This is a genomic window from Nocardiopsis sinuspersici (assembly GCF_001998325.1).
GTDB classification, from domain to species: Bacteria; Actinomycetota; Actinomycetes; order Streptosporangiales; family Streptosporangiaceae; genus Nocardiopsis; species Nocardiopsis sinuspersici.
In genome coordinates this window covers 2,744,796-2,769,494 of the sequence record NZ_MCOK01000001.1, presented here as the reverse complement: position 1 = coordinate 2,769,494, position 24,699 = coordinate 2,744,796, and the positions used below count along the sequence as shown (strand labels likewise).

Annotated in this window: 21 protein-coding genes; 13 read left to right on the top strand and 8 right to left on the bottom strand. The window is 72.7% G+C overall.

Annotated features, from left to right (window positions below; all coding sequences use genetic code 11):
* Positions 1-109: 109 nt before the first annotated feature.
* Both NOSIN_RS11915 and NOSIN_RS11910 read right to left on the bottom strand, forming a co-directional pair.
* Complete coding sequence (locus NOSIN_RS11915) at positions 110-2,902, bottom strand: ABC transporter permease (protein WP_077690806.1); 2,793 nt, start codon at positions 2,900-2,902, stop codon at positions 110-112.
* 5 nt (positions 2,903-2,907) lie between these two features.
* A complete protein-coding gene (locus tag NOSIN_RS11910) occupies positions 2,908-3,675 on the bottom strand; it encodes an ABC transporter ATP-binding protein (protein WP_077690805.1) in 768 nt (255 codons plus the stop codon).
* A gap of 343 nt (positions 3,676-4,018) precedes the next feature.
* On the opposite strand from NOSIN_RS11910, the gene NOSIN_RS11905 reads away from it, so the two are divergent.
* The 5 genes from NOSIN_RS11905 (at position 4,019) to NOSIN_RS11885 (ending at position 8,666) form a co-directional block, all read left to right on the top strand.
* Complete coding sequence (locus NOSIN_RS11905) at positions 4,019-5,311, top strand: sensor histidine kinase (RefSeq protein ID WP_077690804.1); 1,293 nt, start codon at positions 4,019-4,021, stop codon at positions 5,309-5,311.
* Complete coding sequence (locus tag NOSIN_RS11900) at positions 5,286-5,945, top strand: response regulator (RefSeq protein WP_077690803.1); 660 nt, start codon at positions 5,286-5,288, stop codon at positions 5,943-5,945. The genes NOSIN_RS11905 and NOSIN_RS11900 overlap by 26 nt, the downstream gene beginning before the upstream one ends.
* A 233-nt stretch (positions 5,946-6,178) precedes the next feature.
* A complete protein-coding gene (fabG, locus tag NOSIN_RS11895; protein WP_077690802.1) occupies positions 6,179-6,883 on the top strand; it encodes a 3-oxoacyl-ACP reductase FabG in 705 nt (234 codons plus the stop codon).
* Positions 6,884-6,962: 79 nt separating this feature from the next.
* Positions 6,963-7,727 (top strand): enoyl-ACP reductase FabI, encoded by a 765-nt coding sequence (gene fabI, locus NOSIN_RS11890; RefSeq protein WP_077690801.1) that lies wholly within the window; start codon positions 6,963-6,965, stop codon positions 7,725-7,727.
* Between the two features lie 177 nt (positions 7,728-7,904).
* Positions 7,905-8,666 (top strand): SDR family NAD(P)-dependent oxidoreductase, encoded by a 762-nt coding sequence (locus tag NOSIN_RS11885; RefSeq protein ID WP_077690800.1) that lies wholly within the window; start codon positions 7,905-7,907, stop codon positions 8,664-8,666.
* Between the two features lie 48 nt (positions 8,667-8,714).
* Here NOSIN_RS11885 and NOSIN_RS11880 read toward each other — a convergent pair whose 3' ends face one another.
* Positions 8,715-8,906 (bottom strand): hypothetical protein, encoded by a 192-nt coding sequence (locus tag NOSIN_RS11880; RefSeq protein WP_077690799.1) that lies wholly within the window; start codon positions 8,904-8,906, stop codon positions 8,715-8,717.
* 341 nt (positions 8,907-9,247) lie between these two features.
* Here NOSIN_RS11880 and NOSIN_RS11875 point away from each other — a divergent pair, with 341 nt between their 5' ends.
* Entirely contained in the window at positions 9,248-9,787 is a 540-nt protein-coding gene (locus NOSIN_RS11875) for a TetR family transcriptional regulator C-terminal domain-containing protein (protein ID WP_077690798.1), read from the top strand.
* A gap of 257 nt (positions 9,788-10,044) precedes the next feature.
* Here NOSIN_RS11875 and NOSIN_RS11870 read toward each other — a convergent pair whose 3' ends face one another.
* Positions 10,045-10,554, bottom strand: a complete 510-nt coding sequence (locus NOSIN_RS11870; RefSeq protein ID WP_077690797.1) for a MarR family winged helix-turn-helix transcriptional regulator — start codon at positions 10,552-10,554, stop codon at positions 10,045-10,047.
* 108 nt (positions 10,555-10,662) lie between these two features.
* Here NOSIN_RS11870 and NOSIN_RS11865 point away from each other — a divergent pair, with 108 nt between their 5' ends.
* Positions 10,663-11,244 (top strand): hypothetical protein, encoded by a 582-nt coding sequence (locus tag NOSIN_RS11865; protein ID WP_077690796.1) that lies wholly within the window; start codon positions 10,663-10,665, stop codon positions 11,242-11,244.
* Between the two features lie 36 nt (positions 11,245-11,280).
* Here the strand turns inward: NOSIN_RS11865 and NOSIN_RS11860 are convergent, their stop codons facing one another.
* Both NOSIN_RS11860 and NOSIN_RS11855 read right to left on the bottom strand, forming a co-directional pair.
* Complete coding sequence (locus tag NOSIN_RS11860; protein ID WP_077690795.1) at positions 11,281-13,197, bottom strand: helix-hairpin-helix domain-containing protein; 1,917 nt, start codon at positions 13,195-13,197, stop codon at positions 11,281-11,283.
* Between the two features lie 63 nt (positions 13,198-13,260).
* Positions 13,261-13,872 (bottom strand): MarR family winged helix-turn-helix transcriptional regulator, encoded by a 612-nt coding sequence (locus NOSIN_RS11855; protein WP_077690794.1) that lies wholly within the window; start codon positions 13,870-13,872, stop codon positions 13,261-13,263.
* Positions 13,873-13,970: 98 nt separating this feature from the next.
* Here NOSIN_RS11855 and NOSIN_RS11850 point away from each other — a divergent pair, with 98 nt between their 5' ends.
* Together NOSIN_RS11850 and NOSIN_RS11845 are read left to right on the top strand one after the other, a co-directional pair.
* Complete coding sequence (locus NOSIN_RS11850) at positions 13,971-16,244, top strand: LLM class flavin-dependent oxidoreductase (RefSeq protein ID WP_077690793.1); 2,274 nt, start codon at positions 13,971-13,973, stop codon at positions 16,242-16,244.
* A gap of 514 nt (positions 16,245-16,758) precedes the next feature.
* Complete coding sequence (locus NOSIN_RS11845) at positions 16,759-18,987, top strand: bifunctional serine/threonine-protein kinase/ABC transporter substrate-binding protein (RefSeq protein ID WP_077690792.1); 2,229 nt, start codon at positions 16,759-16,761, stop codon at positions 18,985-18,987.
* A gap of 125 nt (positions 18,988-19,112) precedes the next feature.
* Here the strand turns inward: NOSIN_RS11845 and NOSIN_RS11840 are convergent, their stop codons facing one another.
* Positions 19,113-20,066 carry an aldo/keto reductase gene (locus tag NOSIN_RS11840; RefSeq protein ID WP_171986584.1) on the bottom strand — a complete coding sequence of 318 codons (954 nt, stop codon included), beginning with the start codon at positions 20,064-20,066 and terminating at the stop codon, positions 19,113-19,115.
* 217 nt (positions 20,067-20,283) lie between these two features.
* Here NOSIN_RS11840 and NOSIN_RS11835 point away from each other — a divergent pair, with 217 nt between their 5' ends.
* The 4 genes from NOSIN_RS11835 to NOSIN_RS11820 all read left to right on the top strand — a co-directional run bounded on the left by NOSIN_RS11835 (position 20,284) and on the right by NOSIN_RS11820 (position 23,614).
* Positions 20,284-21,111 carry a histidine phosphatase family protein gene (locus NOSIN_RS11835; RefSeq protein ID WP_077690791.1) on the top strand — a complete coding sequence of 276 codons (828 nt, stop codon included), beginning with the start codon at positions 20,284-20,286 and terminating at the stop codon, positions 21,109-21,111.
* A gap of 185 nt (positions 21,112-21,296) precedes the next feature.
* On the top strand, positions 21,297-21,878 hold the full coding sequence (locus NOSIN_RS11830) for a DUF3090 domain-containing protein (protein ID WP_077690790.1): 582 nt from the start codon (positions 21,297-21,299) through the stop codon (positions 21,876-21,878).
* Positions 21,879-21,933: 55 nt separating this feature from the next.
* Positions 21,934-22,686, top strand: coding sequence for an SCO1664 family protein (locus NOSIN_RS11825; protein ID WP_077690789.1), 753 nt, complete (start codon positions 21,934-21,936; stop codon positions 22,684-22,686).
* 127 nt (positions 22,687-22,813) lie between these two features.
* Positions 22,814-23,614: an HAD-IIA family hydrolase gene (locus NOSIN_RS11820; protein WP_077690788.1), complete on the top strand. Its 801-nt coding sequence runs from the start codon at positions 22,814-22,816 to the stop codon at positions 23,612-23,614.
* Positions 23,615-23,796: 182 nt separating this feature from the next.
* On the opposite strand, the gene NOSIN_RS11815 is transcribed toward NOSIN_RS11820, so the two are convergent.
* The gene (locus tag NOSIN_RS11815; RefSeq protein ID WP_077690787.1) at positions 23,797-24,180 is read right to left on the bottom strand and encodes an RNA polymerase-binding protein RbpA; all 384 of its coding nucleotides are present in this window, start codon (positions 24,178-24,180) and stop codon (positions 23,797-23,799) included.
* Positions 24,181-24,699 lie beyond the last annotated feature (519 nt).

The following is a 24,699-nucleotide window of genomic DNA, read 5'->3' as shown; positions in this document are numbered from 1 at the left end:
GCAGACTCCACCGCGCACCTCCGGGCCCACAGTACGGCGCGGGCCCCTCCCGCCCGAAGGCTGGGAAGGGCCCGCGTGTCCTCTTCCATGCGCGGAGGGGCCGAAGCGCCTACTCGCTGGCCAGCGCCCCCGTGATCGAGGTCCCGGCGGCCCGGCGGCCGGGCAGCACCGAGGCCAGGAGCCCCGCCAGGACGGCCACCGCGATGAACATCGCGATCTGGCCGACCGGAACGGCGAAGATCATGTTCGGCAGCACCGAGGCGCCGGCGGCCCATCCGAACACCACGCCCAGCACGATGCCGATACCCGCGCCGATCAGGCAGAGCAGCACGGCCTCCACGCTCAGCATCCGGCGCAGCTGCCCCCTGGCCAGGCCCAGCGCCCGCAGCAGCGCGGACTCGCGGGTGCGCTCCAGTACCGAAAGGGCCATCGTGTTGGAGATGCCGAACACCGCGATGATGATCGCCAGGCCCAGCATGGCCGCGATGGTGTAGAAGGCGATGTCCAGGATCTGGGAGAACTGGTTCTTCATCTCGGCGGCAGAACCGACCTGCATGGTCGGGTGGTCCTCGACCGCCGTGTAGACCGCGTCGCGCACCTCGGCGGGGTCGGCGCCCTCCGCCGCGCGGACGAAGAGCATCTCGTTCCCGTCCACTTGGGGGAAGGCCTTGGCGAAGTCCTCCTCGGCGACGGTCACGCCGGAGAGCATCTGCATCTCCTCCACCACGGCGACGACCTCCAGGGACAGGTCCTCCCCGTTCTCGGACGGGAGGGTGGCGGTGTCACCGATCCCGACGCCGTCGAGGTGCCCCTCCGCCACCACGGCCCTGCCCGGACCCATGTCGGCCAGGTCGCCCTCGACGACGTCGCTGGTGAGGTCGGCGCCGATCTCGGCGCCCGGATAGGTGTAGACGAAGGCCATCCGGTCGTCGTCCGTCTCGACGGTGGCACTGCGCCGGCCGAAGACCTGGCCCAGTTCGGGCTGGCTCTCCAGCGCCGCCACGACCTCGGCGGGGACGGTGGGCATCACGGGCGTCTCCGGCGCCTCGCCGGCTCCGCCCTCCTGGTCGGCGGGCTCGCCGCCGGTTCCCTCGGCGGCGCCCGCCTCGCCGGTTCCCTCGGCGGCGCCCGCCTCGCCGGTTCCCTCGGCGGCGCCCGCCTCGGCGGATCCCTCGGCACCGTCGGCCGGGCTTTCGGCCCCCTCAGCGCCCTCAGTGCTCCCAGCGCCCTCGGAGCCCTCGGCGGACGCCTCCTGCGGTTCCCCGGCCTCCTCGCTCTCCGGCTCCTCCATGGAGAACTGCGGTGAGATCTGGTAGTCCACCGGGAACTGCTCCTCGAGCATGGTGGTCATGGTGGCCTCGGTGGAGGCGCTGATGACCGAGTACCCGGTGATGAGCGTGGCGCCCACGGTCAGGGCGATCATCGCGGTGGCCGCGCGGCGCGGGCTGCGGGTGGAGTTGTCCACCGCCAGCATGCTCGGCACGCCCACCTTCCGCAGGGGGACGCCGACCAGGCGCACGATGCCGCGCACCAGCAGCGGACCCAGCACGACCACGCCCACGAACGTGATCAGGGCGGCGGCGGTCACGACGACCAGGCCCACCTGGGCCAGGTCCGCCATCTGGGTCACGGCGACCAGACCGGCCGAGACCGCGAAGGTCAGCAGGCCGAAGACGACGCGGATCCAGCCCGTGCCCTTCTCCAACCCGGCAGCGGTGGCACTGGTGCGCAGCGCCGCCAGCGGTGCCACCCGCGTGGCGCGCGTGGCCGGGATCAGGGCGGAGAACACGGTCACCACGGTGCCGACCGCCAGGCCGACCACGACAGCCAGGGGTGTGACCACGACGGGGACCGCGTCGCCCGTGCCCAGGAGCGGACCGCCGAAGGTCGCGCCGGCCATGCCGATGCCCACACCGGCCAGCACGCCCAGGGCGGAGGCGACCAGTCCCACGACCACCGACTCGGCCAGCACCGACCGGAAGACCTGGCCGCGCTTGGCGCCCATGCACCGCAGCAGGGCCAGTTCGCGCTGGCGCTGGGCGATGAGGATGGCGAAGGTGTTGTAGATGACGATCCCGGCGACGAACATCGCGATGAACGCGAACAGCAGCAGGGCGACGCGCATCATCTCGGTCTGGCCGCCCACGTTCTCGGCCATCGCCAGGCCGTACTCCTCACCGGTCCGCACCTCGGCCCCCGAGCCGAGCGCCGCGGTCACGGCGTCGGCCGCCTCCTGGGGAGTGCGGCCCTCGGCGGCGCGCGCGTCGATCTCGGAGTAGCCCGTCACACCGGTCATCTCCCGGACCGTGTCCGGGTCGAAGACGACGGCGCCCCCGAGGCTGTAGGACGGGTCCACGCCGAACTCGACCAGCCCGGTGACGGTGAAGTCGCGCTTCTCCTCCTCGGCGTCGAGCACGGTCACCGTGTCGCCGACGGCGAAACCGGTCTGGTCGGCGGTGGAGGTGGCCAGGGCGATCTCGTCCCCGTTCGAGGGCAGCGAGCCCTCGTCGGCGGAGAAGCGGCTGACCCCCTCCAGGCCGACCGCGGCGGGCGGCGTGAAGCCGACCGCGCGGCCGTCGGCGTCCAGGAGCACGGCCTCGCTCCTCAGGAGCCCGCCCGCCTCGGAGACCTCGGGCAGGGCCCGGACCTCGTCGAGCTGCTCCCCGGTGAAGGGGATCGGCTCCTCGGGGGCCCCTTCGCTCCCCGGCTCCGGCTGGGAGGGGACGGCGATGGCGTCGACACTGGTCGCGGAGCCCATCACGGACTCCTCGTAGCTGGCGTTCAGCGTGTCGGCGAAGACCATGGTGCCCGAGACGAACATGACCCCGAGCAGGATGGCCAGCACGGTGGTGACGTACCGGGACTTGTGCAGCTTCAGCCCGGCGAGTGTGGTGCGCAGCATGTCCTCTAGGCCTCTTCCAGCTTCAGCAGTCGCGCGGAGACCAGCTCGGCGGTGGGTTCGGTGACCTCGTCCACCAGACGGCCGTCACGCAGGAAGACCACCCGGTCGGCGTAGGAGGCGGCGACCGGGTCGTGGGTGACCATGACGATGGTCTGGTGCAGGTCACGGGCCGAGTCGCGCAGGAAGTGGAGCACCTCGGCGCCCGAGCGCGAGTCCAGGTTGCCGGTGGGCTCGTCGGCGTAGACGACCTCGGGTGCGTTGAGCAGGGCGCGGGCCACGGCCACGCGCTGCTGCTGGCCGCCGGAGAGCTTGGCGGGCAGGTGGCTGAGCCGGTCGCGCAGGCCCACCACGTCGACGATGTGGTCGAACCGCTGCTTGTCGACCCCGCGCCGGGCGATCTGGGAGGGCAGCATGATGTTCTGCTCGGCGGTCAGCATCGGCAGCAGGTTGAACGACTGGAAGATGAACCCGATCCGGTCGCGGCGCAGCAGGGTCAGCTCGGCGTCGCGCAGCCCCGTGATCTCGGTGCGGCCCAGGTGCACGGTGCCGCCGGTGGGCACGTCCAGCCCGGCCAGGCAGTGCATCAGGGTGGACTTGCCGGATCCGGAGGGGCCCATGATCGCGGTGAAGGCGCCCCGGTGGAACTCCACGTCCACCCCCGCCAGGGCGTGGACCTGGTTGTCGCCGGTGTCGTAGGTCTTGGTGAGGCCCCGGGCGACCACCACCGGCGGTGCGTCGACCGGGGGGACGGGCTTCACAGTGGACTCGGTCACGGCAGACAGCTCCAGGAATTCGGGAAAGGGATGGTGGTGCGGTCCGGGCGGAGGCTCCGCCTCGGTACCCCCACCACGCTAGGGCCGCTCGGCCCCCCGGGGCGTCCCCCGGGGGGCCGATCCCGGACCCGGCCAAAGGGAGGGCGCCGGACGGGTTCGGGACTCCTTCGTCGGGTCGGAGCACCGACTTTCGTCGGGGGCGGGCGCGTCACCGTCCGTGGTGTATTCGAGTGAACAGGTGCCTTGAGCTGGGGATACGCGGAGCCGGCGACGTCCGGCCACGGGGGTGTGTCCCCGTGCTCTCACGCGGAGTCACCGGAGGCGCCGCCGTAGACTCCGCAGCATGAGGAGCTGGGTCAACGACCGGGGCGGCGCCGCCGGTGCCCTGTGGGACAGGAACCGGGAGTGGTGGTGGCACCGCCGGCTGGGCATCGCCGACTGGCTCTACGCCGTCCTACCCCTTCCGTTCAGCGGGCTCATGCAGCTCTCCGCCGCAGCCGGGGCCGAAGGGCTCGGCCTGCTCGGCGGCGTCTTCGCCGCCTTCGTCGGCTCCCTGATCGCAATGAACCCCCTGCTGGCCCTGCCCCTGGGGATGATCCTCTACGTGATCCCGGTGCTGTGGGCCGGGCTGACGGTACTCCTGCGGCGCAGCCACCCCCGGTGGCTGCTCGTCACCGCGTTCGTACTGCTGCTGTTCTTCGCCAACTTCGTCCCGGCGGCGATCGCGCTGTACTCCTACGCGGTCTACTTCGACAACCGGCGCCTGCTGGTGGGCTGGTTCGCCCTGTACGGCCTGGCCATGATCCTCGCGTACGAGGCCAACCCCTTCGGCCAGATCTTCATGATCGGGATGTTCCTGGTCGTGCCCATGACCTTCGGCCTGTGGGTGGGCACCCGCCGCCAGCTCATCGACCGGCTCCACGAGCGCGCCGAGCGCCTCGAACGCGAGCAGCACATGATGGCCGAGCGGGCCATCACCGCCGAACGCACCCGCATCGCCCGCGAGATGCACGACGTGGTCGCGCACCGGGTCAGCCTCATGGTGCTGCACGCGGGCGGACTGGAGGTCTCCACCGACGACCCGCGCACCGTGGAGGCCGCCGGGCTGATCCGTACCACCGGCCGCGAGGCCCTGTCGGAGCTGCGCGGCATCCTCGGGGTGCTGCGCGACGACACCGCGGCCGCGCCCACCGCGCCGCAGCCGGTCCTGGCCGACCTGGACCGCCTGGTGGGGGAGTGGCGCGCCGCCGGGATGCGGATCATCCGCGAGGACAGCGGGCAGGGGCCGCCGCTTCCGGCGGGCGTCCAGCGCACCGCCTACCGCATCGTCCAGGAGGGGCTGACCAACGCGGCCAAGCACGCGCCCGGCGCCGCCGTCGCCCTGCGCCTGCACCGGAGCGCCCATCGGCTGGAGGTGGAGGTGGCCAACGAGCCCGTGCCGGCCCCGGCCGCTCCCATGCCCCGCAGCGGCTTCGGACTGACCGGGCTGCGGGAGCGCGTCGTCCTCGCGGGCGGCAGCCTCAGCGCCGGGGCGTGCCCCGACGGCGGATGGCGGATGCGCGCTATCTTGCGAACCGACAACCCACCCGGCACGGAAGAGGTCCCCGACAGTGATCCGCACGCTCCTGGTCGATGACGAACTCCTGGTCAGATCCGGCCTGCGGATGATCCTGGACGCGGCCCCCGACATCGAGGTGGTGGGGGAGGGAGGTGACGGGGACGAGGCCGTGCGCCTGGCCCGGGAACTCGCCCCGGACGTGGTGCTGCTCGACATCCGCATGCCGGGTACCGACGGCATCACCGCCGCGTCCCTGCTCACCGCCCTGCCCGAGCCGCCCCGCGTGGTCCTGCTGACCACCTTCGACCTGGACGAGTACGTGCACGGCGCGCTGCGCGCCGGGGCGGTGGGCTTCCTGCTCAAGGACACCCCGCCGCGCGACCTCATCAGCGCGGTGCGCACCGTCCATGAGGGAAACGCCATGCTCTCCCCCAGCGTCACCAAGCGCATGCTCGAACGCTTCGCCTCTCCCGCGCCCGCCGACTCGACCGCGGGACGCGACGAGGCCGGGCGCCGCCTGTCGGTGCTCAGCGAGCGGGAGCGCTCCGTGCTCGTGGCGGTGGCCCGGGGCATGTCCAACGCCGAGGCCGGGCGTGAGCTGGGCATGCGCGAGGCCACGGTCAAGGCGCACGTCAGCCGGATCCTGGCCAAGCTGGGCATGTCCAACCGGGTACAGGCCGCCATCCTGGCCCACGACGCGGGCTGGGCCTGAAGGCTCCGGCCCGGCGCGCCCGGTGCGGTGCGGTGACACACCTCACTCCGGGCCGGCGCGCTCCGGGAACCCGTCCCCATGTCCGGAAAAGGCCTGTGTGCGGGGGAGGAGTACCGTTCCTCACCTCGGTTGCGTTTACCGACCGGTAGCTCGGTACGCTGCAATGCGATCCCACCCCCTTGGAACGTCACGTCGTGGCTGATCACAGCAGCCGCAGGAGAAGAGGAGCCCCTATGTCGCGCTCGGTACTGGTCACCGGCGGCAACCGCGGAATCGGCCTGGCCATCGCCCGTGAGCTGGCCGCGGGCGGAGACGACGTCGCGGTGACCTACCGTTCCGGCGAACCCCCGGAGGGCCTGAGGGGCGTTCGCTGCGACATCACCGACTCCGCCCAGGTCGACGCCGCCTTCAAGGAGGTCGAGGAGACGCAGGGCCCCGTCGAGGTGCTCGTCGCCAACGCCGGGATCACCAAGGACCAGCTCCTCGCCCTGATGAGCGAGGACGACTTCTCCTCCGTCGTGGACACCAACCTCACCGGCTCCTTCCGTGTCGCCAAGCGCGCCGTGCGCGGCATGATGCGCAAGCGCTCGGGCCGCATCGTCCTCATCTCCTCCGTGGTGGGCCTCATGGGCTCGGGCGGGCAGGGCAACTACGCCGCGTCCAAGGCCGGCCTGGTCGGCTTCGGCCGCTCCCTGGCCCGCGAGCTCGGTTCGAGGGGCATCACCGTCAACGTCGTGTCCCCCGGCTTCGTCGAGACCGACATGACCGCGGCCCTGCCCGAGGAGCGCCAGGCCGAGATCAAGAAGAACGTTCCCCTGGGCCGCATCGGCGCCGCCGAGGACATCGCCCGGACGGTGGCCTTCCTCGCCGGCCCTGGCGGCTCCTACATCACCGGCGCCGTCATCCCCGTCGACGGCGGCCTGGGCATGGGCCACTGACACACGCCCGCGCCCCCTTCCACTTCCCGGAGGACCACCCCCTCCGGAACCGACCACAGACAGGACGGACAACCCCGACATGGGAATCCTCGAAGGTAAGCGCATCCTCGTCACCGGGGTGCTCACCGACTCCTCCATCGCCTTCCACGTGGCCCGCCTCGCCCAGGAGCAGGGCGCCACGGTCGTCCTCACCGGCTACGGCCGCATGAGCCTGGTCGAGCGCATCGCCAAGCGCCTGCCCGAGACGCCCCCGGTCCTGGAGCTGGACGTCACGGACGAAGAGCAGCTCGCCAGCCTGGCCGGGCGCGTCGGCGAGCACGTCGACGGCCTGGACGGCATCGTGCACTCCATCGGGTTCACCCCGCAGGAGGCGCTGGGCGGCAACTTCCTCAACACCGAGTGGTCGGACGTGGCCACGGCCATGCACACGTCCACCTTCTCCCTGAAGTCGCTGACCACCTCCCTGACGCCGCTGATGGGCAACGGCGGCTCGGTCGTGGCCATGGACTTCGACAACAGCGTCTCCTACCCCATCTACGACTGGATGGGCGTGGCCAAGTCCGCGCTCACCTCCACCGCCCGCTACCTGGCGCGCTACGTCGGAGAGCAGGACATCCGGGTCAACCTGGTCTCCGCCGGGCCGCTGAGCACGATGGCCGCCCGCAGCATCCCCGGGTTCGCCGACCTGGCCAAGCACTGGCCCGAGCGCGCTCCGCTGGGCTGGGACGTCACCGACCCCGAGCCCGCCGCCAAGGCGGTCGTGGCCCTGCTGTCCGACTGGTTCCCGGCCACCACCGGTGAGACCGTCCACGTCGACGGCGGTTTCCACTCCACCGGAGCCTGAACCCGCCGGACGCACGTGCGGTAGGTTGACGCGGGCGGGTGCCCCCTCGGGGGCGCCCGCCCGTCTGCCGTTCCACGGGTCCGGCGCGGCGTGTACACCCCGTGTGCCCGCCGTGGTCCGTGTGACCCTGGCAGACGGTGGTGAGAGCCGGTGAAGCGCGTCGGAGGACGGGAACGTATGGATCTGGGACTGTCGGGGGCACGGGTCGCGGTAACCGGGGCCAGCAGGGGGATCGGCCGGGCCATCGCCCAGGTGTTCGCCGAGGAGGGCGCCGACCTGGCGGTCTGCGCGCGCACGCCCGAGCCGCTGGCCGAGGCCGCCCGCGAGCTGGAGGCGACCGGGGCGAGGGTGTTCTCGCGCGCCCTGGACGTCACCGACCACGACGCGCTGCCCTCCTTCGTCGACGACGCGGCCGCCGAGCTCGGCGGCCTGGACGTGCTGGTCTCCAACGTGTCCGGCGGCAGCGCGCCCACCCCGGACCAGTGGGAGCGCGGCTTCGCTGCCGACGTGATGCCGTTCGTGCGCCTGTCCGAGGCGGCCGGGCCGCACCTGCTGGAGTCCGAGCGCGGCGGCGCGGTGGTGCTGGTCTCCAGCACCTCGGCGCTGCACACCACCGCGCCCGCCGGTCCGCGTGCCTACGGCGCGGTCAAGGCCGCGCTCAACCACCACGCGTCCTCGCTGGCCCGCGCGTGGGCGGGCGGGGGAGTGCGGGTCAACACCGTCTCGCCCGGCCCGATCGAGTTCCCCGGCGGGGGATGGGCGCGCCGCCGCGAGAACGACCCGGAGTTCTACGAGTCCATCCGCGAGCGCATCCCCTACGGACGCCTCGGGCGCCCCGAGGAGGTGGCCCGGGCGGTGGCCTTCCTGGCCAGCCCGGCGGCCGCCTTCACCACCGGACAGAACCTGGTGGTCGACGGCGCCTTCCTCGACCAGGTCTGAGGAGCGCGGGGGGCGTGGCCCCCGGTGCCCGGGTCAGGAGCGCGCGGGTCAGGAACGGGAGCGCCCGGCGTGGCGGTGCGCCAGGAGGCGCAGGGCGGTGACTGCGCCGCCGGGCACGCACACCGCCAGCACCGCCGCCGACGGACCGGGCAGCCATACCAGCGCCGACCGCGGCCCGAGACCCGCCACCAGCCACACGGTCGCGCACACCCCGGCGAGTCCGGGCAGCGCCCAGAGCACGGTCGCCCAGAACCACGACCGCCGCGTACCCAGGGGTCGCGCCGCCGTGGAAGACGATGGGTTCGCCGAGGTCGGTCAGGGCGGTCTCGCGCCAGCCCAACTCGTACTCCTGCGTCGAACCTGGGACCGGGACCGTTCCGTTGCGCGCCCGGGCCAGGGCGTCGGCGTCCAGCACGCCCGGGTCCGCCTCCAGTTGCGCACGGGCGAAGGCGGCCAGGGCCGCCAGGGTCCCGCCCGGGTAGCCGTAGGACGCACCGGCGTCGTCCACGCCGTTCGCTTTCGCCACCGGGACTCCCCACGGCGTGCGGTGGCCGGGAGCCAGCCCCGCCTCGCGCGCCGGGATGTCCGTGGGCCTCGTGCAGCACTACTTCCGGTCCAAGGACGACATGCTGCTGCACGCGTTCGAGCGGGTCAGCACGGCCGTCGCCGTCCGTGTCTTCGGCATCGTCGGCGAGGGGACCCGCCACGAGAGGTCCATCGCCGAGGTGCTGCTGGCCGCCCTGGCCGAGCACCTGCCCCTGGACGGGCCGCGCCGCGCGGAGTTTCGCGTCACGCGCGTCTTCGCCGGCCGGGCCCTGGACAGCCCCGCGCTGGCCGAGGTGGACGCGCGCACCGCCGCCGCCCTGCACGCGGAGATCGCACGGGCGGTGGGCAACGGGATGGAGTGCGGCGAGGTGGAGTCGGACGTGGACGCCGACACGGCCGCCGCCCGCATCGCCGCAGTGGCCGAGGGGCTGGCCACCCAGGTCCACCGGGGAGGGCCCGGCGCGGCCGGGCGTGCGCGGGCCGTGCTGCGCGACGAACTGGCCGCCGTGTTCACCGGGGAGTGCCGCCAGTACGTCCGTTGGGGCCCGTTCCCCTCGCTGGCGGGCTATTGCTGATCTACGACGTAAAGGTGCGATGCTCGAAAGTCATTTATGTTCGTGACACTCGAACATCCACCCGGAGTGGACGAGCGGCCCGCAGCGACCGGGTGAGCCTGAACCCGGGGTCGTCCACGCGCGAGGCGGGGCGGCTCCTGCGGCGGCACGGGCCCGGCGTCCGCGGGGGTGGTCCTGTCGGCCCCCGCCGCGGAGAACGCGGTACGGCTCGCGGGTCACGGGACGGGCGCCGGCCGGAAGGCTCCGACCTCGACCCGTCAGTCCGCTCCCGTGCCCTCGCCGTGAGGGGTGGTCCTTCCGGTGGGGCCGGGCGCGCCGAGCCGCCGGGTCTGTGCGTACAGGATGTCGATCGTGTTGGTGACGTAGTCGGTGATGGCGGCGAGTTCGGTGTCGTCGTACTTGGCCACCAGGTCGCCCATCGCCCGCGACAGGCCGGTGAAGGCGTCGGCGAGGTCGGGGCGCGCCTCCGTGTCCGCCGAGACGAGGACGCGCCGCCGGTCGGCGGGGTCGGGGACGCGCCGCACGTAGCCCAGGCGGCTCAGCCGGTCGACGAGTCCGGTGACGGCTCCGGGGGTCAGGCCCGTCAGCTCGGCCAGCGCACCGGCGGTGAGCGGGCCCTCGCGCTCGATCAGCCCGAGTGCGCGGTGGTCGAGAGCGCGTAGTCCCAGGCGCTGCCCGACGGCCTCGTGGAAGAGCACGACGGCGGTGCTCAGCCGCCACCCGAGTTCGGCGCCCGTGGCAGCCGGATCGGTGTCTGCGTCACTCACGCCTCGATGGTCCCTTCTCCAACGTGCCGCTGATTATTTTAGTCTACTGTACATTTTAGTTTAGTGAACTAAAATAAGCAGCGCGGACGTCGAGACCGGGAGAGCACCATGACGGAGAACACGACCACCTGCACACCTTCCGCGCGCACCCACCTGCGCCTGGCCCTGGAGGTTCCGCGCTGGGCGCTGGCCTTCTACCTCCGCCACATCGTCCTGGTGGCGGGTGTCTCCCTCGTCCCCGCGGCCGAGCGCTTCGCGGCGGCGCTGTGGGGCGACACGTGGTCGACGGCGGCGCACATCGCCCTGGAGGTGCTCGCGGAGGGCACACGGGTGGTCCTGGTCGTCCTGCTGGTCCGCGTCGCCATCCTGGGGGACGAGCGGGTCCGGGGCGGACGGCACCTGGGCGACGGCCGCCGCGTCCGGGCCTTCCTCGACCGGAGGTGGCCCAGCCTGCTGTTGCAGGGAGCGTTCCTGCTCGCCCTCGCCGCGGTCCTCGACATCGTCCCCGAGCGGGTCGTGCCCCTGTGGATCCCCGCTTCGGCGGAGGACCTCTACTGGGCGCTCCTGCTCGCGGTCAAGAACGTCACGGTCATCGCCTTCGCCTTCGTCTGGATGGTCGCGGCGGTCCGCCAGATGCTCGTCGAGGGCGGCCGCCTGCTGGAGGAGCCGACCGGGTCCACCGAGGTGTGAGGGACCGTCCCCGCGTCCCGGGAGCGGGCGAAGCACCTATCCCTCCCGGAGGATGCCCACCAGGCGGGTCGTCCGCTCCTTCGCCGCGTTCTCCCGCACGCCCGTCTCCAGGCCTCCGCCCGTGGCGTCCACCAGCGACACGTGCCGCGTCGCCCGGGTCAGCGTCGTGTACACCTGCGGGCGCGACACCGGCACCTCCGGCGGGAACACCGCCACCACGGCGGGCCAGCGGCCCCCGTGCGCGGCGGCCACCGTCACGGCCCAGCCCGGGCGCAGCGCCGAGGGGTCGGCGACCCTCACCCGCCCACCGCCGGTCAGTTCCACCACGGCGCCCCCGTCCACCTCGCGCAGGTACCCCGTGTCACCCGGCCCGTAGCCGGGGCCGTCCGCCGTGAACAGCACACGGTCGCCCACGTCGAACCCGCCGTGCGCGCCCGGACCCGGGTTCAGCCGTTCCTTGCACGCGGCGTTGAGGGCACGCGCGCCCGCCGGTCCGTCCCCGCGCGCGGCCACCACCTGTACGTGTTCGGCCCCGATCTCCAGCGCGCGCGGGATCGAGTCCGTCACAAGCTGCACCACCCGGTGCGCCGCCTCCTCGGCCGACGCGGCGGGTACCCGCACCACCTCGCGCCCGGGCGCCTCCACCCGGGGAACCTCACCCCCGGCCACGGCCGCCGCCAGTTCCGCGATCGGCCCCGGCTCGGCGGGGTCGGACAGTTCGGCCACGTGCGCCGTCCGCGACACGGCCACGTCCATCACCACCTGGCCCGGTGTCGCGGACGGGGCCTGGTCCGGGTCGGCCAGCAGCACGAGGTGGGCGCCGTCGGCGCACACCGACGCCAGTTCGGCGGCGCGCCTCACACCCACCGACATCGCCTCGCACAGCACCACCAGCCCGGCCTCCACCGGAGCGCCGGCCAGGAGTCCGGCCAGTGACACCGCGCGTACCGGGGGCGTTCCCGGCTTCCGGGCGCTCTCGGATCCCCGGGTGTCACCGGTCCCCGGGGACTCTCCGGTTTCCTGAACCTCTTCGGTCCCCTGGGCGTCCTCGGCTTCCGGGGGCGCCTCGGGCCTCTCCTCCTCCCCGGTGCCTTCGGGGGCCGCGGTGTCCCCGGTCCCCGCGGACGCCGGATCCCCGCCCGTCCCGCGGACTCTCGCCAGGTCGGCGTTGACCGCCGCCGCGGCCTGAGCGGTCGGCGCCGCCACCACTATCCCCACCTGGCTGTCGGTGGCGACCGCTTCCATGCACACCAGGGCCCGCGCCACCTCCGCGGCGTCGCCGGGGCCGTGCCGCAGCACCGTGACCGGGCGCAGGGCCACCGTCACCAGGGCGTCGCGCGTCTGCTCCGAGACGGTGAACCCGCCCCTCTCCGCGGCCTCGTCCACCGTCTCGGTGGCGGTCGCCAGGTCCATGATCGGGTCGTTGCCCCCGATGAGCCGCAGCAGTTGGTCGCCCAGCCGCTGTTCGGCGTGTCCCACGTCGGGCAGGGCGTAGAAGCGGTCCGGGTCGGGCAGCTCCGGTACCCCGCCCTCCTCGAAGTCGAAGTCCTCGTCGCCCTCGTCGATGCTCTCCAGCACCACCGCGCTCTCCTCGGCCACGGCCGCCTCCAGCGCCGCGGCGGGATCGGCCACCCCCAGCCTGCCGACCACCGTGGCCAGCTGCCTCTCCTCCACGGCGGTGTGGCCCCGGGCCTCGGACATCCGCAGCACGTGTGCGGTGAGCGCAGCGAGCCTTCGGGGGTCGTCGGGCCGGGCGCCCTCGCCCAGGTGTTTGCGGGCGCAGAAGTCGGCCTGCTCCACGGTCACCTGCGGCAGGCGCAGCAGCAGCCACGGGTCGGCGTCCAGCCGCTCGGCGGCACCTGCTCCCAGCGCGGCCAGCAGCCGGGGCGCCAGGGCGCGCGGGGCGCCCATCCGGTCAAGGACGGCACTGACCTGTTCGATGGCCTCGGACACCTCGGGCGGTTCCCCTCGTCATACGGTTCGCGACTCTGGGAGCCTACCGACTCGCGGCGACGCTCAGTTCCTGGTCCCGCGGCCCGTGCGCCGCCGTCCTCCCCGGTTCGCCGTGCCCACGGGGCCCTCGGCGCCGTCGCCGACCACCTGGCGCACGGCCGCGCACGGGTCGGTGGCGGGGGAGGCCTCCTGGATGGCCACGGCCGCGCGCTGGGCGATGTGCCGGAACAGTTCCCGGGTGGGCGCGTCCAGTCCCGCCAGCACCTGCTCCTCCGTGTGCTCCACCCGCTCGCGGACCACGGCCAGGACCTCCCGGCCGTGCTCGGTGGCGCACACCCGCCGCACCCGCCGGTCGCCGGGGTCGATCCGGCGCCGTACCAGGCCGGCCTTCTCCAGGTCGTCGAGCAGGTAGGTCATCACACTGCGGTCGATCAGCAGCCGTTCGGCCAGGGCCGCCTGGGTGGGGGGTTCACCGGGCGAGACGGCGGCGAGCACGTGGTAGCCCCGGCTGCCGTGCGGGAGGTCGGACAGCGCCGACTCCATCCGCTCGTGCCAGCGGCGCAGGACCACGGCCAGCGACCACCCCAGGTTCGTGTCCGCGCCCGGGTCCGCGCCCGGGTCCGCGCCCGGACGCGTGTCCGGGAGCCGTGCGGGTTCCGGAGTGGTGGATGCCATGGCCCGAGGCTACCAGGAATAGGTGTTCGCCAAGATAAGTTGTTGTCGGCATCGTTTGACGAACAAACTAGTTTTGGCGTCCCCCGAGGAGAGCACCCATGTCCGACTACGGACACCCGCTACGGTTCGGCACCTTCGTCACACCCGCGGCGCAGGACCCCGACCGGGCCGTCACGCTCGCCGAGCTCACCGAGGCGGCGGGCCTGGACCTGGCCACCTACCAGGACCATCCCTACAACCCCGCCTTCCTCGACACCTGGACCCTGCTCAGCTGGGTCGCCGCGCGCACCACCCGCCTGCGGGTGTCGGCCAACGTGCTCAACCTCCCCCTGCGCCCGCCGGCGATGCTCGCCCGCTCCGCGGCCACCCTGGACCTGCTCTCCCACGGCCGGCTCGAACTCGCCCTGGGCGCCGGGGCCTTCTGGGACGGCATCGAGGCCATGGGCGTGGAGCGCCTCACCCCGCGCCAGGCCGTGGACGCCCTGAGCGAGGGCATCGACGTCATCCGCGAGGTCTGGGACACCGACGCCCGCGGCGGCGTCCGCGTCGACGGCGACCACTACACCGTGCGCGGCATGAAGCGCGGCCCCGCGCCGGCCCACCCCATCGGCATCAGCCTGGGCGCCTACAAGCCCCGCATGCTCCGCCTGGTCGGCGCCAAGGCCGACGGCTGGCTGCCCAGCCTGGGCTACCTCCGGCCCGAGGACATGGCCGCCTCCAACCGCACCATCGACGAGGCCGCCCTGGCCGCCGGGCGCGACCCCCGCCAGATCCGCCGGATGCTCAACCTCGCCCAGAGCGCCTTCCTGCCCACCGGCCGGGGCTTCCTGCAGGGGCCGCCCGAGCAGTGGGTCGAGGACCTGTTGCCCCTGGTCCTCGAACACGGGTACTCCACCTTTCTCGTGGCCACCGACGACCCGCGCACCGTCCAGACCTTCGGCGCCGAGGTCGCCCCCGCGCTGAGGGAGGCCGTCGCGCGCGAGCGCGCCGACGCGGGCACCGTCACCGGACCGGCCCGGGCCGCCGCCTCCCTGGCCGCGCGCCGTTCCGGTATCGACTACGACGCCGTTCCCGAGGACCTGCGCGACCACGCCGTCGAGCCCGGCGACCGCGCCTACGCCAAGGTGCGCCACGGGTACATGCAGAAGGGCTCCCCGGGCCTGGTGCTGCGGCCCGGCTCCGCCGAGCAGGTCGCCGAGGCCCTGGCCTACGGCCGCGCCCAGGAGGCCGACCTGCACGTGCGCAGCGGCGGCCACGGCATCAGCGGCCGCTCCACCGGTGACGGCGGTGTCGTCGTCGACCTGGCCAGGATGGACGGGGTCGAGGTCCTCGACGACGGCGCCGGCCTGGTCCGGCTCGGCGCGGGAGCCCGCTGGGGCGGGGTGGCCAAGGCCCTCGCCCCGTACGGCATGGCGATCAGCTCGGGCGACCACGGGGGCGTCGGTGTCGGGGGCCTGGCCACCACGGGCGGTCTGGGCTACATGGCCCGTGCCCACGGCCTGACCATCGACAACGTCACCGCGGTCGAGGTGGTCACCGCCGACGGCCGGATCCTGCGCGCCGACGCCGACCACCACCCCGACCTGTTCTGGGGGATGCGCGGGGCGGGCGCCAACCTCGGTGTGCTCACCGCGGTCGAGGTCACGGCCGCGCCCGTGCGCGACGTCGTCCTCGGCCAGTTCGTCTACGACGCCACCGACACCGCGGCCTTCCTCCGGGCCTGGGGCGAGACCGCCGAGGCGGCGCCGCGCGAGGTCACCGCCTTCCTCACCATGGGTCCTGGGCGCGGCGGCGAGGGCCCCGTCGCCCAGGCCATGGTGGTCTACGCCGGTGAGGACACCGACCTCGCCGTCCGGGCCCTGGAGCCCTTCCTGGGGGTGGGTCCGGTCCTGGACCAGCGGGCCCAGCTCGCGCCCTACCCCGCGGTCCTGGTCGGCGCGGACGGGCCGCACCAGGGCCACGGGCTGCCCGAGTCGCGTTCGGGCCTGCTACGCCACATCACCCCGGAGGCCGCCGAGGGGATGGGGGAGATGCTCGCCTCGGGCGACGCGATGTTCATGCAGTTGCGCCAGGCGGGCGGCGCGGTCAACGACGTTCCGGCCGAGGCCACCGCCTACGCCCACCGGTCGCAGAACTTCTCGCTGGGGGTGATGACGGGGGCCCGGCGCGCCGCCGGGCTGGACACCCACTGGTCGGCCCTGGAGAAGCACCTGGAGGGCATGTACCTGAGTTTCGACACCCGTACCGGGCCCGAGGTCCTCGCGCGGGCCTTCCCCGAGCCGGTCCTCTCCAGGTTGCGCGCGCTCAAGGCCCAGTACGACCCGCACAACGTGTTCGACAAGAACTTCCCCGTCACGCCCGCCCGCGGCTAGGGCGTGTTCTCTTGAGGCTGTGCCGTGCCTCGCCTCGTGCCCGGACGCCGAAGGCACGGGAGCCCCCGGTCCCCGCGGGTGCGCCCGCTCCCACCCCACGGGCGCACCCGCGGGGCCTGCGGCAACCCCGTCGGCGCCCTCGCCGCCCCCAGCGGCGCAGGACCGAGTCCACCGGACGGACCCCGGGCGGCGTTCCTCGGGCCGTCGGATCCGCACTTCCCAGGCCGCCCTTCGCATCGCTTTCACTTGGCAGCCGAAGATGCGAAGTTCCTAAGGGTATTTAATTCTTGTAGTGATCGGCCCGGATATGTCTGTTGGCTGATTTTGATGAGTCCTCTGCGCGCATGCCTCGCTGAAAGGGTACCAGGGCATCGTCCGTGGTGCCGGTAACGCGAAACCAATACGGGGAACAAGGCATCTCTCCGGCCAGGTGCAGTGGTTCACTGGAACCCGGCATCAGCCCGAATCCCTAGTCGAGAGACATTCCGTGCTTCCCACGCCCAGGCCCTCGTCGATGGCGTCCCTGCATCCCTCGGATCCGCGTACCATTCACTCCTTTCACATCAGAGGACGTCTCGGTGCGGGCGGGATGGGAGTGGTCTACGCGGCGACCACCCCTGAGGGGCGGTGGGTCGCGGTCAAGGTGATACGCCCGGAGCTCGCCGCCGATCCCGCCTTCCGGAACCGGTTCTCCCGTGAGGCCGAGCTGCTGAGCCGGATCAGGTCGCCGTGCATCGCTTCGGTCCTGGACTTCGACACCCGGGCGGACCAGCCCTGGCTCGCCACCGAGTACCTGTCCGGTCCCACCCTCTCCCAGGAGGTCCTCGACAACGGACCGCTGCCCCTGCCCCGGGCGAGGGCGGTGGCCGTGAGCATCGCCGGGGCCGTCGCGACCATCCACGCCGCCGGTGTCGTCCACCGGGACCTCAAGCCGGCCAACGTGATCCTGGCGCCGGACGGACCCAGGGTGCTCGACTTCGGGATCGCCCGCACCGTGGACGGAACCTCCCTCACGCGCACGGGCGGTGTGGTCGGCTCTCCCGGATGGATGAGTCCGGAACGGTTCCGCGGGTGCGCCGGACCGGAGTCGGACGTCTTCGGGTGGGGCGGCCTGGTGGTGTACGCCATGACCGGGCGCCCGCCCTTCGGAACCGGGTCGGCCGAGGAGCTGATGTTCCGGCTGTTCAACGAGGAACCCGACACCAGTGGGGTGCCGGAGGAGCTACGGGGGATCGTCACCCGGTCCATGGCGAAGAACCCCGCGAAGAGACCCACCGCGGTCGAACTGGTACGGCGACTGTCCGCCGGAACCGGGCTGGAGCCCACATCGCCGGGCGGGGCGACGACGACCGCCGTTCCTCCCGTCGGGCGGCACCGGACGTCCCCGCCCGCCCCTGGCTCCGTGACGGCTCCTCCGACGGTGACCGGCGCCCCGGGGCCGGCGGAGGTCCGAAGGCGCGCGGGCCGGATGCTCGGAGCGGCGGCCGCCGCGGTACTGCTGGTGGGAGGCGTCGGTGGCTGGTCGGTCGGGGACGGCCCCGGTCCCGCCCCGGTGGATCCGGGACACCACGGTGAGCCGCTCGGCCTTGGAATCCTCGTCCCCCACACAAGCGAAACGTTCCCGTTCGACTCTCCTCAACAACTCGGGGCCGAGTTGGCGATTGCCCAGGTCAACGCGGCGGGAGGGGTGCTCGGACAGGACATACCCGACATCGTCGTGGGCGATGAGGGCGGGGATCCGGATGTGGCCGTCGCCTCCGCGAACGAACTGGTGGCCCAGAACGTCAGTGCGGTCATCGGTCCCACCTCGCCCGGAATGGTATGGGCGACCTGGGAGACGATCACCCGGAGCGGAATGGTCCATTGTTCGGCTCTGGACGCGGCAACGGATATGGAGGTGCCAGGACACGGAGGCCTGTACTTCCGCACAACGCCGTCCTCCGCGATGACCGCGCGGGCTCTGGCCCGGAAAATCGACGAGAACGGCCACCGGGAAGTCGCCGTGGTGGCTCACAGCCACGACCACAGCGGGGATTTCATGTCCTCCGTCCTTGGCGAGCTGGACGCACGGGGAATGCGGTCGAGTTCCGTCATCGTCTCCGAATCGGTGATTCCGGTTCCCGCCATGGCCATGGACGGTGCCGGTTTCCTGGGTGAGGAGGTCGACGCCGTCGCGATCGGTGACCTTGAGGAGAGAGGCATGTTCGTCTCCGGCCTTCTGGCCTCGAAGCGCACCGGCGACCAGATCTACCTCACCGGCGGAGTGCACGACCTCAACACACCCTCGGAGGAGCTCGACGGAGTCACGGGCATCGCTCCGGGCTTCGAGGCTCCCGCGTTCGAGCAGCGACTGCTGTCAGCGTCTGAGGCGGGGCTGCTGAGCGGACCGTTCGATCCCTTCGAGCCGGGAGCGGTCGAATCCGCGGCGCATGCCTTCGACTGTGTCACCACGATCGCACTCGCGGCCGAGGCGGCCGGTGACACCGCCCCGGCGGCGATCGCCGACCACATGGCACACGTGGCCGACGACGGCACACCCTGCACCGGCTTCGCCGCCTGCTCCGGCCTTCTCCGCAGAGGCGGGGAGATCGACTACCAGGGTGTGAGCGGGCCGATCGCGTGGGACGACAACGGGGACCTCACCGCCGCCGGCTTCGAGATCTCCCGATGGGACGGGGAAGACGTGGAGTCCGAGTACACCGTGGTGGACTTCGGCTCCCAGCCGACCCGCGAGGTGAGGTGAGCGGGTACTGGAACGCCGTGCGGCGGGTGGGTGTCCGCCGGGACGCGCCTGACAGCGATGATCTTGCTCCGGGTGGCACTCCCGACCGCCGACAGTGCCACTGGGAGCAAGATCATCCCGTCGGGTCAGCGCTCGGGGCGCGCCGTGGCGTCGTCGAGGGCGTCGCGGATCTTGGGCGGCAGTTCCACGCCCTCCACGCCCAGGATCTCCTCCAACTGGGCGAGGGTGCGCGGTCCGACCACCGCCGCCGCCACGCCCTCCTGGTCGCGTGCCCAGCTCAACGCCACCGCCAGCGGCGACACCCCCAGCCCCTCGGCCGCCGTGCACACCGACTCCACCACCCGGCGGCTGCGGTCGTCCAGGTAGGGCTCCACGTACGGCGCCATGTGCGGGAACGCCGCACGCGAGTCCGGCGGCGTCCCGTTGCGGTACTTGGCGCTGAGCACCCCCCGGCCCAGCGGCGACCACGCGATCACGTGCGCCCCGGACGAGGCCGCGGCGGGGCGCAGCCCGTGGTCGGCGCCGCGGTTGAGCAGCGAGTACTCGGTGCCCACGCTCACCAGCGGCACACGTCCGGGCTGCGCGCGCTGCCAGGTGGCCAGGGACGCGAACTGCCACGCCTCCAGGTTCCCGGTGCCCACGTAGCGGGCCTTGCCCGACGCCACGGCGGTCTCCATCGCGGCCAGCGACTCCTCCGCCGGGGTGGCCGGGTCGAACACGTGCAACTGCCACAGGTCCACGTAGTCGGTCCGCAGGCGCCGCAGCGAGGCGTCCAGGGAGGCCAGCAGGTGCTTTCGGGAGGCGTCCACCGGGCGGTAGCCCTCGGGGGTGTGGCCGCTCTTGGTGGCCACCACCACGTCCTCGCGGCGTACCGAGTCGTGCAGCAGCCGCCCCAGGATCCGCTCGCTCTGGCCGCCGGTGTAGATGTCCGCGGTGTCCACGAGCGTGCCGCCCGCGTCGACGAACGCGGTGAGCTGCTGCCCGGCCTCCTCCTCGGAGGTGTCCTTTCCCCAGGTCATCGTGCCGAGAGCGGTACGAGAGATCCAGAGCCCTGATCTGCCCACCTGTCGCTGTTCCATGCGGCGGAGAGTACCGTGTCCGTCCGACGGCGTCCCAGGACACACCCTGGCCGTGTACCGTCGGCGCGGCCCTGACCAGGGTGTTCTCCGCGACCGGGGCCGGAGGTGGCCGTTGGGACCTGGTGGCCCGGTCGGTGCGCACCGGTCCCGGTGCGGGACCGAAACCGGGGCCCGCCCTACCGCCCCCCGCGCCCGGTGCGGGCCTACCCTGGTGCCCATGGCGACACCCGCAGCATCCCAGGACACCCCTTCCACTCCTGAGGCGGTCACCCTCATCCTCGTCCGGCACGGGATGACCGACGTCACCGGTCCCCGCCTCGCCGGGCGCGCCGAGGGCGTCCACCTCAACGACACCGGCCGCGCCCAGGCCGCCGACCTGGCCGCGCGCCTGGACGGACTGCGCCCGGCCGTTCTGGTCTCCAGCCCGCTCGAACGCTGCCAGGAGACCGCCGGGGCCGTCGCGGAGCGGCTCGGCGTCCCCGTCACCACGGACGAGCGCTTCATCGAGTGCGACTACGGCTCCTGGACCGGCCGCGGTATCGGCGAACTGTCCGAGGAGCCCCTGTGGCGCGTCGTGCAGGACCACCCCAGCGCCGTCCGCTTCCCCGGGGGCGAGGCCCTGGCCGCCTCCTCCGCGCGCGCGGTCGAGGCCGTCCGCGACTGGAACAGCCGCCTGCTCCTGGCCTCGCCGGCCCCCTCCGCCGGTCCCGCTCCGACCGCCGGGGCCGAAGCCGCCGCCGCGCCCCCGCCTCCGCCCGTGTACGTGGTGTGCAGCCACGGCGACATCATCAAGTCGATCGTCGCCGACGCCCTCGGCATCCACCTGGACCTCTTCCAGCGCCTGCGCGTGGACCCCTGTTCGATCACCTCCATCACCTACACGCGCACCCGTCCCTTCCTCAACAAGCTCAACGACACCGGCGAGAGCCTGGCCGCCAGCCTGCCCACCCCGGCCGAGGCCGGAGGTGACGCGGTCGTCGGCGGCGGTGCCGGTTCGCAGGAGCCTCCCGCCGTGTACCAGGAGCCCGCGGCCGACGCCTCCTGAAGGGGGCCGGCCGCGGGTGGACCGCCGCGAGGCCCCGGCCCGGCGGCCCGCTCCGCGGGAACGGCCCGGGCCCCGGCCGGAGGCGTCGGTGACACGTGGGAGGGATCCTGATCCCGCGATCCCGGCTCACCAGCGCGTCCGGGAGGTTTGGCGCCGGACCGTCCGTATCCCGTAAGGTTCTTTGCATGCCCGTCTTTCAGTTCAATCCGCCGGAGCGGTTCGTCGCCGGAACCGTGGGCCAGCCGGGAGACCGCACCTTCTTCCTCCAAGCCGTGGGCGAGGGGCGCATCACCAGCGCGGTGCTGGAGAAGGCGCAGGTCGAGGCGCTCGCCACCCGCATCGAGGAACTACTGGAAGAGGTGCACCGGCGCTTCGGCTCCCCGCCGGAGGACGTCGTCGAGCCCGAGGACGAGGACCCTCTGGAGCAGCCCATCGAACAGGACTTCCGGGTCGGCACGCTCGCCCTGGCCTGGGACGCAGAGGCCGCACGCGTGATCATCGAGGCCCAGGAGATCGACGAGACCGCCGCTGAGGACCTGGTCGAGGACGACGAGGAGGAACTGGAGGTCTTCGCCGAGGAGGCCCCCGCCCACCGCGACGTCCTGCGCGTCTACCTGACCCCCGGCGCCGCCCGCGCCTTCGCCGCACGCGCGCTGAAGGTGGTCTCCGCCGGACGGCCGGACTGTCCGCTGTGCGGACGCCCGCTCGATCCCGCCGGCCACGTCTGCCCGCGCCAGAACGGCTACCGTCCGGACAGCCTCGTCTGAGCCGGATGGGGACGACACCGGCGGGCCTTCGCGCACGCACACCCGGGAGCCCGCGATGACGGACACCGCCGACGCCTTCGACGGCCTCAGCCCGGCCGTCGGGCTCGACCTGCTCCGCACCGGTGAACTCACCGTGGAGGGGCGGCTGACCGTCGCCTCCAACACCACCCTGTACTGCACCGTCTCCGACGGCGTCCGCTCCGCCGCGTGCGTGTACAAGCCGGTGGCGGGGGAGCGCCCGCTGTGGGACTTCCCCGACGGGACCCTGGCCGGGCGCGAGGTCAGCGCCTACGCCGTCTCCGAGGCCCTGGGCTGGGCGGTCGTCCCGCCCACGGTCCACCGCGAGGGCCCGTTCGGCGAGGGTATGGTGCAGTTGTGGGTGCACGGTGACGCCACCGTCGACCTGGTCGACCTGTCCCGGCGGACCGACGACGCGGCCCTGCGCCGCATGGCGGTCTTCGACGCGGTTATCAACAACTCCGACCGTAAGATCGGCCACCTGCTGCCCACCCCCGGCGGCCACCTGTACGGCTGCGACCACGGCGTCTCCTTCGCCGAGGAGTACAAGCTGCGCACCGTGCTGTGGCAGTGGCAGGGGCAGCCGCTGCCCGAGGAGGCCGTGGAGGCGCTGTCAGCGGTGCGCGTCCGGCTCAGGGAACCCGACAGCGTCCTGTCCCGGGAGCTGGCCCTGCACCTGACGGGCCCGGAGGCCTACGCTGTGCGCAACCGGGTGGACCTGCTCATCGACCACGGCATCCACCCCTACCCGGCGCCGGACTGGCCCGCCGTGCCCTGGCCGCCGATCTGAGCCCTCCCCGGCCACCGCCCGGTCCCTCGCCCCCGGCCACCGCTGCGTACCATGGCCGCCGATCCGGTGTGAGGATACTCAACTACCGGGAGGTAACAATGGCGTGCCCGTCGCCCCGGACGGCACAATGGGGCACGTGAGCAACCAGTGGAACTACCTTTTCGACATGGACGGCGTGCTCGTACGCGAGGAGCACCTCATCCCCGGCGCGGACGCGCTCATCGCGGAGCTGCGCGAGAACGGGACCGCGTTCATGGTGTTGACCAACAACTCCATCTACACCCCGCGCGACCTGCGCGCGCGTCTGCTCAACACGGGACTGGACATCCCGGAGGAGTCCATCTGGACCTCGGCCCTGGCCACCGCCCAGTTCCTCCAGACCCAGCGTCCGGGCGGTACGGCCTACGTCGTCGGCGAGTCCGGCCTGACCACCGCCCTGCACAACGTCGGCTACGTGATGACCGAGCGCGACCCCGACTACGTGGTGCTCGGTGAGACCCGCACCTACAGCTTCGAGGCCATCACGCGCGCGATCCGCCTGGTCCGCAACGGTGCCCGGTTCATCGCCACCAACCCCGACGTGACCGGCCCCAGCACCGAGGGCCCGCTGCCCGCCACGGGCGCGGTCGCCGCGCTGATCGAGAAGGCGACGGGGCGCCGCCCCTACTTCGTGGGCAAGCCCAACCCGCTGATGATGCGGTCGGCGCTGCGCCGGATCGGCGCGCACTCGGAGAACACGCTGATGGTCGGCGACCGCATGGACACCGACGTGCTCAGCGGCCTGGAGGCGGGATTGCAGACCGTCCTGGTGCTCTCGGGCATCTCCGGGCGCGACACCGCCGAACAGTTCCCCTACCGCCCGACCCGGGTGATCGACTCGGTGAAGGAGCTGGTGGGCACCACCCACGCCCCCTTCGCCGCCGAGTGACCGAGCCCGAGCACGGCCCGCGCCCCCACCCCTGAACCGCCGGACACGCACACGGCCCCGAGGAGCCCCGGGCGGCCGGGGCACCGCCTCGCCCCCGGGGCCCGGTTCGCCGGCGCACCCCGACACGACGAAGGGGGCGGTGGACCAGTGTCCACCGCCCCCTCGTGTCCGTCGCGGGGTGGTCAGGCGCTCTGCCGCTGCTTGGCGAGCTCCTCCACCTTCGCTGCCTCCTCGCGGCGACGTGCGCGCAGCAGGGCCAGGCGCTCGGCGAGGACCTCTTCCAGGTCCTCCATGCTCCGGCGCTCCAGCAGCATGTCCCAGTGGGTGCGTACCGGCTTGGCGTTCTTGGGCTCCTCGCCGGTGCCGTCCCGGCGACGGGCGCGGTCGCCGCAGAATCGGCACTCCCACTCAATGGGGATCTCGGCCTCGGTCGCGAAGGTGACCGAGAAGCGGTGGCCCCGGGTGCAGTCGTAGGTGACCTCCTGCCGCGGAGCCAGGTCGGTGTTGCGGTCGTTCTCATAGCTCGTCGCCCCGAGCCGGGTGCCGCGAAGTGCTCGCTCGGCCATCGTGTGGGTGCCTCCAGGCGCTTGTGCGGTCTCGCGGGGTGTAACGCGTCGGTCCACGTCAAGATTCCCCGCTCACCCGAGGTCGAACCACCTTGGGCACCTTGGGCCCACCCCGCCACCGGAACGTCGTCCGGTGCGCCGAGTCTGGCACATGTGACCTGCGGCACTCGAGGGCGCCTTTTTCGGGTGTGTCTCTATTGCGGCCTCGGGGGGAAGAAAACATCCTCCTATTTCCTCATTCGATCCGTCGTGGATGTCCCCTCCCAGGTAAGGGCGCTGTTCCCCCAAAGGTCGGTTCATCCGTTCCCGTGGCCGAGCAGAATTCCGTTCCAATGCCCCCTGTGCCCTTTCCGTCACACGGAGGCACGGGTCCCGGTGCGGTCGGCGTGATTGCGCCATAATCGTCTCCCGTGTCCCGGAATCAACTTCGTCGTCCTGAAGTGTTCCCCGCCTGGGAACCACCCCCGACGCATCGGAATGGCTCGGCCGCCACAGTGGGCGTTCTCCGTACGGGCGTTC